The sequence below is a fragment of the Herbaspirillum sp. SJZ099 genome (genome assembly GCF_007828355.1).
Taxonomy (GTDB): domain Bacteria; phylum Pseudomonadota; class Gammaproteobacteria; order Burkholderiales; family Burkholderiaceae_D; genus Herbaspirillum.
The window spans coordinates 18,053-36,377 of the sequence record NZ_VIUO01000010.1 but is presented as its reverse complement, the minus strand read 5'-3'; the positions used below and the strand labels follow the sequence as shown (position 1 = coordinate 36,377).

Annotated in this window: 13 protein-coding genes; 12 read left to right on the top strand and 1 reads right to left on the bottom strand. The window is 64.6% G+C overall.

Annotated elements, in window-relative coordinates:
* The first annotated feature begins 200 nt into the window (after positions 1-200).
* From FB597_RS17680 to FB597_RS17660, 5 genes are all read left to right on the top strand, one after another.
* Complete coding sequence (locus FB597_RS17680) at positions 201-1,433, top strand: putative 2-aminoethylphosphonate ABC transporter ATP-binding protein (protein WP_255464036.1); 1,233 nt, start codon at positions 201-203, stop codon at positions 1,431-1,433.
* A 59-nt stretch (positions 1,434-1,492) separates the two neighbouring features.
* Positions 1,493-3,166 (top strand): putative 2-aminoethylphosphonate ABC transporter permease subunit, encoded by a 1,674-nt coding sequence (locus FB597_RS17675; RefSeq protein ID WP_255464048.1) that lies wholly within the window; start codon positions 1,493-1,495, stop codon positions 3,164-3,166.
* A gap of 113 nt (positions 3,167-3,279) precedes the next feature.
* Positions 3,280-4,263 carry a putative 2-aminoethylphosphonate ABC transporter substrate-binding protein gene (locus tag FB597_RS17670; RefSeq protein WP_255464047.1) on the top strand — a complete coding sequence of 328 codons (984 nt, stop codon included), beginning with the start codon at positions 3,280-3,282 and terminating at the stop codon, positions 4,261-4,263.
* Between the two features lie 193 nt (positions 4,264-4,456).
* Positions 4,457-5,653 (top strand): TIGR03364 family FAD-dependent oxidoreductase, encoded by a 1,197-nt coding sequence (locus FB597_RS17665; protein ID WP_141915181.1) that lies wholly within the window; start codon positions 4,457-4,459, stop codon positions 5,651-5,653.
* Between the two features lie 481 nt (positions 5,654-6,134).
* Positions 6,135-7,802, top strand: coding sequence for an MFS transporter (locus tag FB597_RS17660; protein ID WP_141915183.1), 1,668 nt, complete (start codon positions 6,135-6,137; stop codon positions 7,800-7,802).
* A 137-nt stretch (positions 7,803-7,939) separates the two neighbouring features.
* Here FB597_RS17660 and FB597_RS17655 read toward each other — a convergent pair whose 3' ends face one another.
* Positions 7,940-8,887, bottom strand: coding sequence for a LysR family transcriptional regulator (locus FB597_RS17655; protein ID WP_141915185.1), 948 nt, complete (start codon positions 8,885-8,887; stop codon positions 7,940-7,942).
* A gap of 148 nt (positions 8,888-9,035) precedes the next feature.
* Here FB597_RS17655 and FB597_RS17650 point away from each other — a divergent pair, with 148 nt between their 5' ends.
* From FB597_RS17650 to FB597_RS17620, 7 genes are all read left to right on the top strand, one after another.
* Positions 9,036-10,364, top strand: coding sequence for a CitMHS family transporter (locus tag FB597_RS17650; protein ID WP_144770257.1), 1,329 nt, complete (start codon positions 9,036-9,038; stop codon positions 10,362-10,364).
* Between the two features lie 27 nt (positions 10,365-10,391).
* Positions 10,392-11,732 (top strand): acyclic terpene utilization AtuA family protein, encoded by a 1,341-nt coding sequence (locus tag FB597_RS17645; RefSeq protein WP_141915190.1) that lies wholly within the window; start codon positions 10,392-10,394, stop codon positions 11,730-11,732.
* A gap of 1 nt (position 11,733) precedes the next feature.
* Entirely contained in the window at positions 11,734-12,042 is a 309-nt protein-coding gene (locus FB597_RS17640) for a hypothetical protein (protein WP_141915193.1), read from the top strand.
* Between the two features lie 319 nt (positions 12,043-12,361).
* A complete protein-coding gene (gene purT / locus FB597_RS17635) occupies positions 12,362-13,573 on the top strand; it encodes a formate-dependent phosphoribosylglycinamide formyltransferase (RefSeq protein ID WP_141915196.1) in 1,212 nt (403 codons plus the stop codon).
* A gap of 199 nt (positions 13,574-13,772) precedes the next feature.
* The gene (nadB, locus tag FB597_RS17630) at positions 13,773-15,374 is read left to right on the top strand and encodes an L-aspartate oxidase (RefSeq protein ID WP_141915199.1); all 1,602 of its coding nucleotides are present in this window, start codon (positions 13,773-13,775) and stop codon (positions 15,372-15,374) included.
* Between the two features lie 180 nt (positions 15,375-15,554).
* On the top strand, positions 15,555-15,833 hold the full coding sequence (locus tag FB597_RS17625; RefSeq protein ID WP_141915202.1) for a putative quinol monooxygenase: 279 nt from the start codon (positions 15,555-15,557) through the stop codon (positions 15,831-15,833).
* Positions 15,834-16,035: 202 nt separating this feature from the next.
* Positions 16,036-18,288 carry a patatin-like phospholipase family protein gene (locus tag FB597_RS17620; protein ID WP_370454727.1) on the top strand — a complete coding sequence of 751 codons (2,253 nt, stop codon included), beginning with the start codon at positions 16,036-16,038 and terminating at the stop codon, positions 18,286-18,288.
* Positions 18,289-18,325: the final 37 nt, after the last annotated feature.

The following is an 18,325-nucleotide window of genomic DNA, read 5'->3' as shown; positions in this document are numbered from 1 at the left end:
AGCGACGCCGTGCGATCCCGCGCCAGCAATCCCGACACTATATCAGTGCCGCCGCCTTCTCCATCAAGCCTGTTTACGCGCCATCCATAACTTCAATCTATAGGTCGGATATTACCCCGCTATCACAGAGGGAGCTGTCATCCAGCAGTCATATTTGCCCCGTAACATCCGCTTGCCTTGAGACCGACAACGTCCCGCAAATGCGCGACAGCGCTCAATTCCTGCAAGCACGGCAACCGATTGCGGCAGCGTTGCGGCCCAGCCGCCCCACCAGCCAGACCAACCAGACGATGCAGACTGCCTCCCACCTTCCGACCGCCTCCCATCCCCATGCCGGCGACCTGTCCCATACCGATGGCGGCGAGGCTTTCCTGTCGGTGCGCGGCATCGACAAGCGTTTCGGCGCCTTCACCGCGCTAGACCGTGTTTCGCTGGAGGTCAGGCAGGGCGAGATGGTCTGCCTGCTGGGACCGTCCGGCTGCGGCAAGACCACCCTGCTGCGCACCATCGCCGGCCTGGAACGCCAGGATGCCGGCAGCCTGCAGGCCGGCGGGCGCGATATCTCGCAGTTGCCGCCGCAGGCGCGCGATTACGGCATCCTGTTCCAGTCGTACGCGCTGTTCCCCAACCTTACCGTGGAAGACAACGTGGCCTACGGCCTCAATGCCGCGGCCGGCCAGCGCAAGCTGTCGCGCCAGCAAAGGCGCGAGCGCGTGGCCGAGATGCTGGGCATGGTGGGCCTGGCCGGCAGCGAGCGCAAATATCCCGGCCAGCTCTCCGGCGGCCAGCAGCAGCGCGTGGCCCTGGCGCGCGCGCTGGCGCCGTCGCCTTCGCTGCTGCTGCTCGACGAACCGCTGTCGGCCCTGGATGCCCTGGTGCGCGAACACCTGCAACTGGAAATCCGCCGCCTGCAAAAGGAATTCCGCATCACCACCCTGATGGTCACGCACGACCAGGAAGAAGCCATGGTGATGGCCGACCGCATCGCCGTGATGAACCGCGGCCGCATCGAGCAATTCGGCACGCCGGACGAGATCTACCGCCGCCCGGCTTCGCCCTTCGTGGCCGACTTCATCGGCCAGTCCAACTGGCTGCCCTTCACCCGGATCTCGGGTTCCCAGGTCGCGGTCGGTTCGCTGCAACTGGAGATCCGGCCGGAGGAAGACGAACTCTCCAGCGGCCGCCTGTTCTGCCGGCCGGAAGCGGTCGACCTGTTCCCCGCCGAGCAAGCCGCCAACCGCTTCCAGGCCCGCGTGATCGACCGCATCTATCTCGGCAACCGTTACCGCATCGCCCTTGCCGCCGATGCCCTGCCCGGGCAAACGCTGATGGCCGACATCATGGCCGGGACGCATGAGCGCCTCGGCGCCATGCATGGCGGCGAAAGCATCTGGATCGCCTTGCCGCGGCAATCGCTGCAGGTCTTCGTCTGATGAGAAACGCCGCCGCGATGCCTCCCACCGCCGCCACCGCCGCCACTGCTAGCAGCGCCATGCCCGAACTGGGAGCGCCGGGCCTGCACAGCGCTGGCGGCCTCAAGTGGCTGCTGCTGGCCGCGCTGCTGCTGGGGCTGGGCGGCCCGCTGGCGTTCATCCTGATGCAGGCGGCGCTCACTCCCGATGGCCGCTGGGCCGGCTTGCAGCCGTTGACCGCCCTGTTTTCCAACATCAATTTCCTGCCCATGCTGGGACGCAGCCTGTGGGTGTCCTTTGTCACCGCGCTGGTCACGGTGCCGCTGGCCTATGTGTTCGCCTACGCCCTGCAGCGCACCTGCATTCCGCTCAAAGGGGTGTGGCGCGGCATCGGGCTCTTGCCGCTGCTGGCGCCGTCGCTGCTGCCTGGCATCGCGCTCATCTACCTGTTCGGCAACCAGGGCTTGTTCAAGGAATGGATGGACGGCAGCATCTACGGTTTCTGGGGCATCCTGCTGGGCGAAGTGTTCTACACCTTCCCGCATGCGCTGATGATCTTGCTGTCGGCCTTGTCGCAAGCCGATGGCCGCCTGTACGACGCCGCCGCCGCCATGGGCTCGTCGCGCTGGCGCACCTTCAAAAGCGTCACCCTGCCGGCCACGCGCTACGGCATCTTCGGCGCCTTTTGCCTGGTATTTACGCTCACCATCACCGATTTCGGCGTGCCCAAGATCGTCGGCGGCGCCTACAGCGTGCTGGCGGTGGAAGCCTACAAAGCGGTGGTCGGCCAGCAGCAGTTCGGCCGCGGCGCGCTGATCGGCCTGCTGCTGCTGGTGCCGGCGGTGCTCACCTTCGCCGTCGACGCCTGGCTGCAGCGCCGCCAGCGCGCCCAGATGAGCAGCCGCTCGGAATCCTATGTGCCGCGCCCGGACTGGCGCCGCGATGGCGCCAACCTGCTGGCGGTGACGGCGCTGGCCGCCGCCATCCTGACCATCATCGCGGTCGCCATCGGCGCCTCGCTGGTCAAGCTGTGGCCGTACAACCTGCAACTCACGCTGCAGCACTACGATTTCGACAACATGGACGGCGGCGGCTGGCTGGCCTACTGGAACAGCCTCAAGCTGGCCTGCGGCACCAGCATCGCCGGCACCCTGGTGATCTTCACCGGCGCCTGGCTGATGGAAAAGACGCGCGGCCCGGCCATGCTCGGCCCGCTGTTGCGGTTCCTGTGCTTCCTGCCGATGGCGGTGCCCGGACTGGTGCTGGGCCTGGGCAGCCTGCTGTTCTTCAACCACCCGGCCAATCCGTTCAATTTCCTGTACGGCACGATGACGCTGCTGGTGCTGTGTTCGGTGGTGCATTTCTACACCACCGCCCACCTGAGCGCCGTCACCGCGCTCAAGCAGCTCGATCCCGAATTCGAAGCCGCCTCGCTGTCGCTGAAGGTGCCCTTGCTCAAGACCTTCGTGCGCATCACCGTGCCGCTGTGCCTGCCGGCGCTGCTGGATATCTTCCGCTACCTGTTCGTATCGTCGATGACCACGGTCTCGGCGGTGATCTTCCTGTACCGCCCCGACACCGTGCTGGCCTCGGTCGCCGTGCTCAACATGGACGACGCCGGCGACGTCGGCCCGGCTGCGGCGATGTCGACGCTGATCCTGCTGACCTCGGCCGCCGCCTCGCTGCTGATGCACGCCGCCGGCAGCCGCTGGATCGTCCGCGCCCAGGCTTGGCGCCGCGGGCGCAGCCACTGACCCGATTTTCCCATCCGGCGTTCCTCGGACGCTTTTTCAACCCAGCCCATCCAAAGGCCATCATGAAAAAAACCAAGCTGTTCAAACTGCTCGCATCGGTAATCGGCGCCGGCATGCTGTTCTCGGCGCAGGCCGCGCATGCCGCCACCACGCTGACGGTCTACACCGCCCTCGAGGCGGACCAGATCAAGGCTTACCAGGCCGCCTTCCAGAAGGCCAACCCGGATATCGAAATCAAGTGGGTGCGCGACTCCACCGGCATCGTCACCGCCAAGCTGCTGGCCGAAAAGGCCAATCCGCAAGCCGACGTGATCTGGGGCCTGGCCGCCACCAGCCTGGCCATGCTGGACAAGGAAGGCATGCTGACCCCATACGCGCCCAAGACCCTGTCCAACATCGATGCCAAGTACCGCAGCGCCGCCAATCCGCCGGCCTGGGTCGGCATGGACGTGTGGGCTTCGGCAATCTGCTTCAACACCGTGGAAGCGCAAAAGCTGGGCCTGCCCAAGCCGACTTCCTGGGCCGACCTGACCAAGCCGGTCTACGCCGGCAAGATCGTGATGCCGCACCCGGCCTCCTCCGGCACCGGCTACCTGGACGTCTCGGCGTGGCTGCAGATGATGGGCGAGGAAAAGGGCTGGGCCTACATGGACGCCCTGCACAAGAACATCGGCCAGTACACCCACTCCGGCTCCAAGCCCTGCAAGCAGGCCGCCACCGGCGAGTTCCCGATCGGCATCGCGTTTGAATACCGCGCCGTGAAGACCAAGAAGGAAGGCGCGCCGATCGACGTGATCCTGCCGTCCGAAGGCCTGGGCTGGGACATCGAAGCCACCGCCATCGTCAAGGGCACCAAGAACCTGGAAGCCGCGAAAAAACTGGCCGACTTCTCCGCCAGCAAGGATGCCATGGCCCTGTATGAGAAGAACTTCGCGGTGGTCGCCATGCCCGGCATCGCCAAACCGGACGAGTTGCTGCCGGCCGACTATGAAAAGCGCCTGATCAAGAACGACTTCACCTGGGCCAGCACCAATCGCGACCGCATCCTGACCGAGTGGAGCAAACGCTACGAAAGCAAGGCCGAGAAGAAGCAATAAGCCGTACGGCCAAGGCAGTACGGCCTGCGCCGCCACCCGGTGGCGCAGGCTGCAAGAGGAACAGCGGCAACCGACGGGCGACGTCAGAGCGCCCGCTTAGAACCTGATTGCGATCTCGATGGGAGTTGAGCAAATGTCATTTCAATCAGGTTCTTCAACGACATCTTTGCAAACAGAACCAGATGGAGCATTCATGAACAGCACCGATCCCCAACACTTCGACCTGGCCGTGGTCGGCTCCGGCATCCTCGGCCTGGCGCACGCCTACGCCGCCGTCAAGCGCGGCCTGCGCGTGGCCGTCTTCGAGCGCACCGGCACCCCGCTGGGCGCCTCGATCCGCAACTTCGGCATGGGCCTGGTCACCGGCCAGCCGCCCGGCATCATGCTGGAGCTGGCCCGCGAAAGCCGCGAGCTGTGGCTCCACCTGTCGACGCGCGCCAATTTCAGCGCGCGCGAAGCCGGCACCCTGCTGTTCGCCCGCACCGAGGCCGAACGCGACGTGCTGCAGGAATTCATGATCGTGCGCGCGCGCCAATACGAATACCGCGCCTCGCTGCTGCAAGGCGACAAGCTCAATACCCTCTACAACGGCCGTTTCAGCCATCACCTCGCGGCCCTGCATGGCACCGAAGACCTGCAACTGTATTCGCGCGAGGCCATGCCGGCCCTGGTGGCCTACCTGCATTCGCAGGGCGTGCATTTCCGTTTCAACACGCTGGTGCATGGCGCTGGCGACGGCCGCCTCTCCACCACCGCCGGCGAATTCCGCGCCGAACGCGTGGTGGTGTGCTCCGGCCACGACTACCAGACCCTGTTCGCCGACCGCCTGCAGGCGATGAACCTGAAGCAATGCCGCCTGCAGATGCTGCGCGTGAAAACCGAAGACGCGCTGCCGCTGACGCACGCGGTGCTGACCGGCCTCTCCTGCACCCACTACGGCGCCTTCTCCGACCTGCCCACCGCGCGCGCGGTACATGCCGAGATCGACCAGACCGCGCCGCTGCTCAACAAGCATGGCATCCACCTGCTGGTCAGCCCGACGCCCTATCAGGAACTGATCATCGGCGATTCGCACTACTACGGCGCCGACTCGCCGCCCTTCAACAGCGAAGAGATCGACCAGTTGATGATCGGCCTGGCCGAAGACACGCTGGCCACCCGCGTGCAGGTGCTCGAACGCTGGCAAGGCGTGTACGGCAGCAAGGGCCCCGGCCCGTTCTCGGCGCTGCCGATCGATGACAAGACCACGGCCGTGCTGATGCATACCGGCATCGGCATGAGCGTGGGACTGGGGTTGGGCGAGCGCGTGGTCAAGGCGCTGCTGGCCGGCGATGCGCTGCCTTCGGGGAGTACCGCCGCGGCGCCTGCGCCAAGCACGGTGCTGGCATAAGGACCGGATAGACTTGTCCGGGCATTCCGCGAGAGGCGATGCGCGGCACCGGCTCCTGGCTTGCGCCAGGTTTCGGTACCGTTAGCCGCCGCAGAAATGCCGCCCGCCCCCGGCGCCAGGCCTGGCCGGCATCGGCCGCCAGAAAATCATTCTTCGACACATCCACCCCGGCCGCTGCGCCGCAAAAACCGCCCTTCCCTTGGCATGCGCGCCGGCATGGCCCCTCCATGCTGCAGCGCAACCGATTTCGCCGCCCTTTGCCTGTAAGCCTGTGTAAGTTTCAAGCAAGTCCTGCGTAAGTTTTGAGTCGCACACTCGCCGCGTGGACAAGTGGGCCATTACGCAAGCAATGCGGAACCAATATCGCAACTTTGTGTATCCGGGGATGGCTGTCGCATCGATCACAACATCTCCGCTGCGTTCTTGCATAACGCCCCATTCGGCCATGCATCAGCCAATCAATTAAAACTAGGAGACCAGCATGACGACAGCTTCAGTCAACACGACTGCGCGCGGCATCACACCTGAGGAACGCAAGGTCATTTTCGCGTCCTCCCTCGGCACCGTTTTCGAATGGTATGACTTTTACCTGTACGGCTCGCTGGCGGCTATCATCGCCAAGCAGTTCTTCGCCGGCACCGACCCCAACACCGCGTTCATCTTCGCGCTGCTGGCGTTTGCCGCGGGCTTCATCGTGCGTCCGTTCGGCGCGCTGGTGTTCGGCCGCCTGGGCGACCTGGTGGGACGCAAGTACACCTTCCTGGTAACCATCCTGATCATGGGCGCGTCGACCTTCATCGTCGGCATCCTGCCCAACTACAACGCCATCGGCATCACCGCGCCGATCATCCTGATCATCCTGCGCATCCTGCAAGGCCTGGCGCTGGGCGGCGAATACGGCGGCGCTGCCACCTACGTGGCCGAGCACGCGCCGGAAGGCCGCCGCGGCGCCTTCACCGCATGGATCCAGACCACCGCGACCCTGGGCCTGTTCCTGTCGCTGCTGGTGATCCTGGGCGTGCGCACCTCGGTGGGCGAAGCCGCCTTTGCCGAATGGGGCTGGCGCATTCCGTTCCTGGTCTCTATCCTGCTGCTGGCCATCTCGGTGTGGATCCGCCTGTCGATGAATGAATCGCCGGCGTTCCTGAAGATGAAGTCCGAGGGCAAGGTTTCCAAGGCGCCGCTGACCGAAGCCTTCGGCCAATGGAAGAACCTGAAGCTGGTGATCCTGGCGCTGATCGGCCTGACCGCCGGCCAGGCCGTGGTGTGGTACACCGGCCAGTTCTACGCGCTGTTCTTCCTGACGCAATCGCTCAAGGTCGATGGCGCCACCGCCAATATCCTGATTGCGATGGCACTGCTGCTGGCCACGCCGTTCTTCATCTTCTTCGGTTCGCTGTCCGACAAGATCGGCCGCAAGCCCATCATCCTGGGCGGCTGCCTGATCGCCGCGCTGACCTACTTCCCGATCTTCAGCGGCCTGACCCACTTCGCCAACCCGGCGCTGGAAGCAGCCCTGAAAAAGGCGCCGGTGATCGTGACCGCGGATCCGGCAAACTGCCAGTTCCAGTTCAACCCGACCGGCACCAAGAAGTTCACCTCCTCGTGCGACATCGTCAAGGCCAAGCTGTCGGCCGCATCGGTGAACTACGAGAACGTGGCCGGCGCACCGGGTTCGGTGGCCACCGTCACCATCGGCGACAAGGTCATCACCTCGTATGACGCCTCCACCTTGTCCAAGGAAGAAGCCGCCGCGAAAGACAAGGCCCTGTCCAAGGAACTGGCTGACGACATCAAGGCCGCTGGCTATCCGAGCAAGGCCGATCCGGACCAGATGAACAAGCCCATGGTCCTGTTGCTGCTGTTCATCCTGGTGCTGTACGTGACCATGGTGTACGGCCCGATCGCCGCCGCGCTGGTGGAAATGTTCCCGACCCGCATCCGCTACACCTCGATGTCGATGCCTTACCACATCGGCAACGGCTGGTTCGGCGGCCTGCTGCCGACCACCTCGTTCGCGCTGGTGGCCTTCAAGGGCGACATCTACTACGGCCTGTGGTATCCGATCGTGATCGCCCTGGCGACCTTCGTGATCGGCCTGTTCTTCGTGAAGGAAAGCGTTCACAACAACATCTACGCCGCCGACTGAATCGGGGCACAGATGGTGGGGGACGCCGTCCTGCCGCAGCTTGGATTGCTTGAGTTGCGCAGGACGGCGGGATCGACAGAAAAAAATTATTCCTGCATTCGTTGGGCCGATCGGAACCGGATATCCGATCGGCTTTTTTATTTGGCGCCGCGCTTGCCTGCCGGCGGCCGCCCTTTCTCCGCATTGCCCGTTTCCGCCGCCGCTTTCTCCTCCACCAGCGCCAGCAAGCCCTGCGCCGCGATCGACAGGCTGCGCTCCTTGGGCGTGACGATCAACAGCGGCCGCACCAGCTCCGGCGCATCCAGCGGAATCGCCACCAGGTTGGGAAGGCGGAACTGGAACAGCGTCAACTCAGGCACCACGCTCACGCCCAGGCCGCTCTCGATTAGCGCCGCCACCGTCGCCAGATGTTCCACTTCCAGCCCGGTATTGACCGTCCCGCCTGGATGCAGCATCGCATCCAGGTGCTGGCGCACGCTGGTCGAGCGCGCCAGGTGGATCAGCGCGCAACCGGCCAACTGGGCCACCTTGATGCGCCGTTTGCCGGCCAGCTTGTGGTCGCGCCGGCACACCAGATAGAACGGATCGGAACACAACGGCCGGGTATCGAATTCCAGCAGCCTGGGCCCCGGCGCGGTCAATGCGATATCGGCCTTGCCGTGGCGCAGCAGATCCAGGCAGTGGTCTGAAATGGCGTCGAACAACTCCACCGTCACCCCCGGGTAGCGCTGCCGATATTGCGCCAGCACCGGCGGCAGCCAGCCGGCCGCCAGCGAAGGCAAGGCGGCAATGGCGACCCGCCCCTTGCGGCGCGCCACATAGTCGCTCATGTCGGAGAAAGCCGATTCGATGTCGGCCACCAATTGACGCGCCACTTCCACGAACAGTTCGCCTTCCGGCGTGAGCGTCACGTTGCGCGTGTCGCGCTCGAACAGCCGTGCGCCGGCGGCGGCCTCCAGTTTCTGGATCATCACGCTGAAAGCCGACTGCGAAACATGGCAACGCTCGGCCGCATGGCCGAAATGGCGGCACTCGGCCAGCGCCAGGAAGGCCTGCAGCAGGCGGGTCGAAATATTGGCGGCCATTATTAATCTTAAAAAACGATTAATTGATCGAAAATACGCACTTTACAGCAAAATCGACCACCACCTACACTCGTTGCGTCGTACTTCAAACCATAAATGCGATGCTCCGCCGCCTGCGGACATCCTCGAATAAAAACCGGAGACATCTATGCTCGCCCTGCTCGGCTTTATCACGATTGTCGTTTTGCTGGCCGCCATCCTGACCAAGAAAATGTCGCCGCTGGCGGCGCTGATCGCCATTCCGTTTGCGGCGGCCCTGATCGGCGGCTTCGGCCTGGGAACCGGGAAATTCATGCTCGACGGCATCAAGAGCATTGCCCCGATCGTCGGCATGTTCGTCTTCGCCATCCTTTTCTTCGGCATCCTCAAAGATGCCGGCATGCTCGATCCGATCATCAACAAGGTCCTGAAAGTGGTCGGCCTGCGGCCCTCGCGCATCGTGCTCGGCTCGGCCATTCTGGCCGCCATCGTGCACCTGGACGGCTCCGGCGCCGTCACCTTCCTGGTGACGATTCCGGCCCTGCTGCCGCTCTATGAGCGCCTGAACATGGACAAGCGCATCCTGGCCTGCGTGGTCGCCATGGCCGCCGGCGTGGCCAATGCCTTGCCCTGGGGCGGGCCGACCTTGCGCGCCGCCGCCGCATTGCATATTCCGGTCGCCGACCTGTATCTGCCGCTGGTGCCGGTGCAGATTTGCGGCATGCTGTTCGTCTTTGCCTGCGCCTGGCTGCTCGGCAAACGGGAAGAACGCCGCCTCGGCCTGACCGCTTCCGGCGCCGCCCCGGCCCTGGCAACGCAGGATGTCGGCGCCGGCTACCACCAGCAGGAACTGAGCGAAGAACAGCGCAGCCTGCGCCGCCCCGGCAAATTCCTGATCAATGTCGTGCTGGTCTTGCTGGTCCTCGGCTGCATGATCACCGGCAAGGTCGATCCCGTGGTCTGCTTCATGATCGGCACCGTACTGGCCTTGTTCATCAATTATCCTGAAGTCGCGCAGCAACGCGCCCGCATCGACGCGCATGCCAAGGCGGCGCTGATGATGGCCAGCATCCTGCTGGCAGCCGGCGTCTTCACCGGCATCATGAAAGGCAGCGGCATGCTGACCGCGATGGCCAAATTCGTCGCCTCCAGCATTCCGCTCGATATGGCGCATCACCTGCCCTTTTTGCTCGGCCTGGTGTCGATGCCGCTGAGCCTGTTGTTCGATCCTGACTCGTTCTATTTCGGCGTCTTGCCGGTATTGGCCGAAGCCAGCAATGCGCTCGGCGTTCCCAGCGTGCAGATGGCGCAAGCCGCACTGCTGGGCCAGATGACCACCGGTTTTCCGGTCAGCCCGCTGACGCCGGCGACCTTCCTGCTGATCGGCCTGGTCGGCATCGAACTGGGCGATCACCAGAAATTCACCATTCCGTTTCTGTTCGCCACCTCGGTCTTCATGACCTTCGTTGCGGTGGCGTTCGGCTTATTCCCATTCTAGGCATAGGCCCGTTTCAAGGAGTATGCAATGCGATCCATCCGCATCGGTACCGGCGCCGGTTATTCCGGCGACCGTATCGAACCCGCTGTCGAACTCGCTGAACAAGGCGAACTCGACTACCTGATCTTCGAATGCCTGGCCGAACGCACCATCGCCATCGGCCAGCAGGCGCGCCTGGCCGACCCGGCCAAGGGCTACGACCCGCTGCTGGCCGAACGCATGCGGGCGGTGCTCAAGACCTGCGCAGAAAAGGGCATCCGCATCATCACCAACATGGGCGCGGCCAATCCGCAAGCCGCCGCGCGCCGCATCCGGGAAATCGCCCGAGAGATCGGCCTGAAGCGGCTCAAGGTCGCCGCCGTCAGCGGCGATGACGTGCTGGATGTGCTCAAGGGCAGCAACTTCACCATCGAAGACAACAGCCAGCCGGTCGCCTCGCTGGGCGACAAGCTGATCTCGGCCAATGCCTATCTCGGCATCGCCCCCATCGTCGAGGCGCTGCAAGGCGGCGCCGATGTCGTGGTCACCGGCCGCGTAGCCGATCCGGCGCTGGTGCTGGCGCCGCTGGTGCATGAATTCGGCTGGGCCATGGACGATTGGGACAAGCTGGGCCAGGGCACGCTGGTGGGCCATCTGCTGGAATGCGCCGGCCAGATCACCGGCGGCTACTTCGCCGATCCGGGCAAGAAGGATGTGGCCGGGCTGGCGCGGCTGGGTTTCCCGATCGGCGAAGTCAGCGCCGACGGCAGCGCGGTCATCACCAAGGTGGCCGGCTCCGGCGGCCAGGTGACGGCGCGAACCTGCAAAGAGCAATTGCTCTACGAAATCCATGACCCGCGCAGTTACTTCACGCCGGATGTGGTGGCCGACTTCTCCGCCGTGCACATCACCGAGATCGGCCCCGACCGCGTGGCCGTCACCGGCGGCCGCGGCCGCCCCCGCACCGCCACGCTCAAGACCACGCTGGGTTACCGCGACAGCTTCATCGGCGAGGGCCAGATTTCCTATGCCGGCCCAGGCGCCCAGGCGCGCGCGCAACTGGCGCTGGACATCGTGCGCGAACGCCTGCAACTGACCGGCGTACAAGCCGACGAATTGCGTTTCGACCTGATCGGCGTCAACGCCATCTGCGGCAACGACATGTCATCTGCCGCCGCCGAACCGTTCGAGGTGCGCGCCCGCGTCGCCGGCCGCACCGCCAGCATGAAGGAGGCGGTGCGCATCGGCAATGAAGTCGAGACGCTCTATACCAACGGCCCGGCCGGCGGCGGCGGCGCCACCAAATCGGCGCGCGAAGTGATCGCGGTGCTGTCCATGTTGCTGCCGCGCGAGCTGGCAAACGCATCGGTCCATTTCGAGGAGATCTGACATGCTGCTGCGTGACATTGCCCATTCCCGCGCCGGCGACAAAGGCGACATTTCCAATATCTCGGTGATCGTCTATCGCCAGCAAGACTATGCCCTGCTGGAGCGCGAACTGACCGCCGAACGCGTGCGCACGCATTTCGCCGGCGTGGTGCACGGCGAGGTGGTGCGCCATGCGCTGCCGCACCTGGGCGCGCTCAACTTCGTCATGCAAAAAGCCCTGGGCGGCGGCGTCACCCGTTCGCTGGCATTGGATGCACACGGAAAATCGCTGTCGGGAGCGATGCTTAATTTGCATTTGAACGAAAAATAATTCGTGCCGGCGAACAGATTCCCATCGGAGGAAGGCATGGGCATTCGCAAACACGATCTGTTCCGGCCAATCCGTTTTGCCGGCAATTGCGCTCTGTTATCGGAACATACGGTGAAGTTTGACGAAAAGGTGTTCCGAAGCTCGCCTTGCAAGGTTTCCAATAAGAAACCATTGGCTGTGCCTTGTGCCGATAACGGGCATCCAGCGCGCATTACTCCGGATAATGCGGCTGTCCAAACACGGCAAGATTTGGTATCGTCCCGCCGTTATCGATTCCTCGCACCCGGATCAGGCTGTTCCTGATTAGCTCCCTCCCGTTATGAAAAAACCAATCCGACTCGGCACTCCGCTTTCCCCATCGGCTACCAAAGTCATGCTGCTCGGCTCCGGCGAGCTCGGCAAGGAAGTCATCATCGCGCTGCAACGCCTGGGCGTGGAAGTGATCGCCGTGGATCGCTACGAGAATGCGCCCGGCCATCAGGTCGCGCATCGCGCCCACGTGATCAACATGACCGACGGCGCCGCGCTGGCCGCGCTGATCGAAAAGGAACAACCGGACCTGGTGGTGCCGGAAATCGAGGCGATCGCCACCGAGACCCTGGTCAAGCTGGAAGAAGCCGGCAAAGCCCGCGTCATCCCGACCGCGCGCGCCGCCTGGCTGACCATGAACCGTGAAGGCATCCGCCGCCTGGCCGGCGAGACCCTGGGCCTGGCCACCTCCCCCTACCGCTTTGCCGACAGCCTGGAAGAGCTCAAGGCCGCCGTGCAGCAGATCGGTTTCCCGTGCGTGATCAAACCGGTGATGTCGTCCTCCGGCAAGGGCCAGTCGAAGGTCGACGGCCCCGATGAAATCGAGGCTGCGTGGAACTACGCGGCCGCCGGCGGGCGCGTCGATGCCGGCCGCGTGATCGTGGAAGGCTTCATCGATTTCGATTATGAAATCACCCTGCTGACCGTGCGTTCGCTCAATGAAAATGGCGATACCGTCACCAGCTTCTGCGACCCCATCGGCCACGTACAGGTCAAGGGCGACTACGTCGAATCCTGGCAGCCGCACCCAATGCCGGCCGCGGCGCTGGACAAGGCCCGCGACATCGCCCGCAAGGTCACCGACAACCTCGGCGGACTGGGCCTGTTCGGCGTCGAGCTGTTCGTCAAGGGCGACATGGTGTGGTTCTCCGAAGTCAGCCCGCGTCCGCACGATACCGGCATGGTCACCATGGTCAGCCAGGTGCAGAGCGAGTTCGAACTGCACGCCAAGGCCATCCTCGGCCTGCCGGTCAACACCGCGCTGAAAACCCCGGGCGCCTCCGCCGTGATCTACGGCCAGCACGACGCCCGCGCGATCGCCTTCGAAGGCGTGGCCGATGCGCTGCGCATCCCCGGCGCGGACATCCGCCTGTTCGGCAAGCCGGAATCCTTCCAGCGCCGCCGCATGGGCGTAGCGCTGGCCTGCGGCGAAAACATCGAATCGGCCCGCATCCGCGCCAAGCAGGCCGCGGCCAAGGTCAAGCCGGTGATTCCCGAATAAGGACACGCTGCCAGCTGTCCTGCCTTGAACCGGGCTCCGATGCGAATCGGAGCCCGGTTTGTTTTGGGGAGCGACAGCAAAACGACGTATCCGAAACGCTCTCCGCCCATCCGCTCCCAAACGCGCTAAACAGTTTCCAGCGCACGGTGGTTATAATCACTGCCCCACCCCTCACACAACAGCAGTGTTGCCCACCATCATGAAGTTCGATGTCGCCATCATCGGCAGCGGTCTGGCCGGTCTCTCCGTTGCGCTCCACCTCGCCGAAAAACACCGGGTCGTCGTCGTCTCCAAGGGCGAACTGCTCGATGGCGCCAGCAACTGGGCCCAGGGCGGCATCGCCGCCGTGCTCGATTCCGGCGACAGCCACGGCCAGCACATCGCCGATACCCTGGTGGCCGGCGCCGGGTTGTGCGACGAGGGCGCCACGCGCTTCATCGTCGAGCACGGCCGCGAAGCCATCGAATGGCTGATCGAACAAGGCGTGCCTTTCACCCGCGACGACAGCGCCGAACTGGGTTACCACCTCACGCGCGAAGGCGGCCACAGCCAACGCCGCATCATCCACGCGGCCGACGCCACCGGCCATGCGGTGCAGGTGACGCTGGAGCAACGGGTGCGCACGCATCCCAACATCACCCTGCTGGAACACCACTGCGCGATCGACCTGATCCATGCCCGCAAGCTCGATCCCCGGGCCGAGGCGCGCTGCCTGGGCGTGTATGTGCAGGATACGGATTCGGAACGCGTGCTGTCCATCGCCGCGCGCCATACGGTGCTGGCCACCGGCGGTGCCGGCAAGGTCTACCTGTACACCTCCAATCCGGATTCGGCCACCGGCGACGGCATCGCCATGGCCTGGCGCGCCGGCTGCCGGGTGGCCAACATGGAATTCATCCAGTTCCATCCGACCTGCCTGTACCATCCCTATGCCAAATCCTTCCTGATCAGCGAGGCGCTGCGCGGCGAAGGCGCGCTGCTCAAACTACCGCAGTCGGCCGGCGCGGCGGCGGGCATGCGCTTCATGCCGGAGCACGACGAGCGCGCCGAACTGGCCCCGCGCGACATCGTGGCGCGCGCCATCGACTTCGAAATGAAAAAACGCGGCCTGGACCATGTCGACCTCGACATCAGCCACCAGAGCCCCGAATTCATCCGCGAACATTTCCCGACCATCATGGCGCGCTGCCTGGAGTTCGGCATCGACATCACCAGACAACCGATCCCGGTGGTGCCGGCTGCCCACTACACCTGCGGCGGGGTGGTCACCGACATGGCCGGGCGCACCGACATGCCGGGCCTGTATGCGGTGGGCGAGACCGCCTACACCGGCCTGCATGGCGCCAACAGGCTGGCCAGCAACTCGCTGCTCGAATGCCTGGTGCTGGGTCGCGCGGCGGCAGGCGACATCGAACGGGAACTGGCGGCCGACGCACAGCCCGCCGCCGAGGTGCCGCAGTGGGACGAGAGTCGCGTCACCGATGCCGACGAGGAAGTGGTCATCGCCCACAACTGGGACGAGCTGCGCCGCTTCATGTGGAATTACGTCAGCATCGTGCGCACCGACAAGCGCCTGGAGCGCGCCCAGCACCGCATCCGCCTGCTCAAGGAAGAGATCGACGAGTACTACGCCAACTTCCGCATCACGCGCGACTTGCTGGAACTGCGCAACCTGGTCGACGTGGCCCAGCTGATCGTGGCCAGCGCGCTCACCCGCAAGGAAAGCCGCGGCCTGCATTTCAGCCAGGATTACCCGCGCACGCTGCCGCGCGCCACGCCGACCATCCTGCCGGGGCTATAAACGCCTGGCGGGGGCTGCGCGGCCGATGACGCCGCGCAGCATCAAATCCCCTTGCCATGCCGCCCTGCGCGCGACTAGCATCGACAGAGCGTGCCAGCACCTTTACCTTTGGATGCACGGTGCGCCACGCTCCAGGCATGGCGCATTGCGTCAACACAGAGAACGGCCAAGGAGGTCATCATGAGCATCACCCGCATCAACAGCTTCCGCGCACAGGAACACCGGGCCGGCGAGCTCAAGAACTTCCTGATGGGCATCCTGCCCGCCGTGCGCGCCTCCGCCGGCTGCCAATCCTGCGAACTGCTGCAAGACCACGCCGATCCGCGCCGCATCGTCATCGTCGAGGTCTGGGACAGTGTGGAAGCGCACAAGGAATCGCTGCGCCACGTGCCGCCCGAAAGCATCCGCCAGGCCAAGGAGTTCCTGGCCGAACCGCCCACCGGCGCCTACTACTCCTGAGCTGGATTCCTGCCGGGCCGGGATGCGGCGCAAGCGCCGCTCTGGTGTAATATCCGCCATCGATCATCGGCCATCGTTCGCCTGGGAAGCGTATTCAGGCAACTGGCCGTTTTCCCTATTTCATTGCGGAACACCCACCGTGCCACGGCCCTTTTTCCTCTTTCGGCGCAGCCGTCTGCGCCTGTCCATCCTGTTCATTCATCTGGCGACCCTGGCCCTGGCGGCCATCCTGGGCGCACCTGCCCGGGCCGATGCGCCGGCCAGCAGCCCGGCTGCCGGCAAGCAGCGTCCGCGCATCTGCCTGGTGCTGTCCGGCGGCGGCGCGCGCGGCTATGCCCACCTGGGGGTGCTGCAATACCTTGAAAAACTGCACGTCCCGGTCGACTGCATCGCCGGCACTAGCATGGGGGCGCTGATCGGCGGGCTGTACGCCAGCGGCATCCCGGCCGACGAGCTGGAAAAGCGCCTGGCCGCCACCAACCTTTCCGACATCGCCTTCGACCGCAGCGAGCGCTCGCACCTGCCGCAATCGCAGCGCGAGGATGAATTCCAGTATCCGATTGCGCTGGCAGCCGGTTTTGACGGCGAAAAAATCAAGCTGGCCTCCGGCCTGGTCCAGGGCAACAACCTGCTCTCGCTGCTGCAGAACTGGACCGCGCAGTTGCCGGCCAATATCGAGTTTTCCCGCCTGCCGATTCCATTTCGCGCCGTGGCCACCGACCTCGGCAAAGGCAGCGAAGTAGTGCTGGAAGACGGTTCCTTGCCGCGCGCCATGCGCGCCAGCATGGCGGTGCCGGGGCTGTTCGCCCCCTTTCGCATCGGCGAGCGCACGCTGGTCGATGGCGGGCTGGTCAGCAACCTGCCGGTGCAAATCGCGCGCGACATGGGCGCCGACGTGGTGATCGCGGTCAACATCGCCACCCCGCTGCAAGACGCTGCGCAGTTGCAATCGCCCACCGCGGTGGCGCAGCAGATGGTGGGAATCCTGATCCAGCAGAACGTGAAGGCGCAAAAAGCCCTGCTCGGCAAATCGGACGTGCTGATCGAACCGCACCTGGCCGGCATGTCCTTCACCGACTTCGCGCGCGGCAAGGATGGCATCAATGCCGGCTGGGAGGCGGCGCAGCAACAAAACGTCCGCCTGACCGAACTGTCGATGCCGCCCATGCAATGGCAAGCCTATCTGGCCGAGCGCGCGCACAGCGGCAGTACCCTGGCCAAAGGCACACGCATCGACGCCATCGAAATTCACAACGGCACGCGCATTCCCACCGACTACGTACGCAGCAGGCTGGCGGTGAAGGAAGGCGACGTCTACGACGGCGCCGACCTCAATCGCCAATTGTCGGAGCTCTCGACCAATGGCGACTTCAATAGCGTGACGCAGGAAATGATCACGCGCGACGGCGGCAATGTGCTGGTGATCGACGCCGAAGAGAAATCCTGGGGGCCGCAATACCTGCTGTTCGGCCTGGGCCTGTCCAACAGTTTCAACGGCCGCGGCGGCTATAACCTGCAGATCGGGCATCGCTATCCGTGGATCAATGCCAGCGGGCTGGAATGGCGCAACGACCTGGTGCTGGGCAATACGCGCCTGAGCCTGCAAAGCGAACTGCGCCAGCCGATCTGGGGCGGCACCGGGGCCTATGTCGCCCCGTATCTGGAGATCAGCCGCCGCTATCTGGACCTGTATGCCGACGGCAGCGATGTCAAGGCATCGCCGCTCAACGAATATCGCCTCGACACCGCCATCGCCGGGATCGACCTGGGCTTGCCGCTGGCGCGCCTGGGCGAGATGCGGCTGGGCCTGAACTATCGCCATCAGCGCTACTCGCCCAACTATGACTACCCGATCGGCGACGGACTGGGCTTTCCCAGCGGCAGCGACAACCAGCCCACGGCCCGCCTGCGCGTGACCATCGACCAGTTGGACGATGTGCTGTTCCCTCGCAAGGGCTACTACGCCTATGCCGAGACCAATCATGGTTTCGGCAACAGCGAGGCGCGCTATTCCGACATCCAGGCCAAGGGCTTATGGGCCTTCGGCAGCGGGATCAACACCATTAACGTCGCCCTGGAAGGCGCCCGCAGCCTGTCGGCCAACGGCACCAGCCTGGGCAGCAACGGCGTAGGATTCATGCTCGGCGGCTTCCAGCACCTGTCGGCCTACGCGCAGGACCAATTCTCCGGCAACTACCTGCTGTACGCCCGCCTGACCTGGCTGCGCGACCTTAACCAGTACAGCCTGGCCGGCCTGCGCAACCCCGTGCTGGGCACCAGCCTGGAAGTGGGCAACGTCTGGCAAAACAAGGAGAATTTCGGCGACGGCCCTTACAAGACCAGCGCCAGCGTATTTTTGGGCGGCAATAGCGCGGTCGGGCCGATCTACTTCGGCGTCGCAGTGGGGCAACGCGGCGTGTGGAACGTGTATATGCAGTTAGGCCGGGTGTTCTGACCCGCACACGGCACAGGCACTGGCATGAAATGATCGG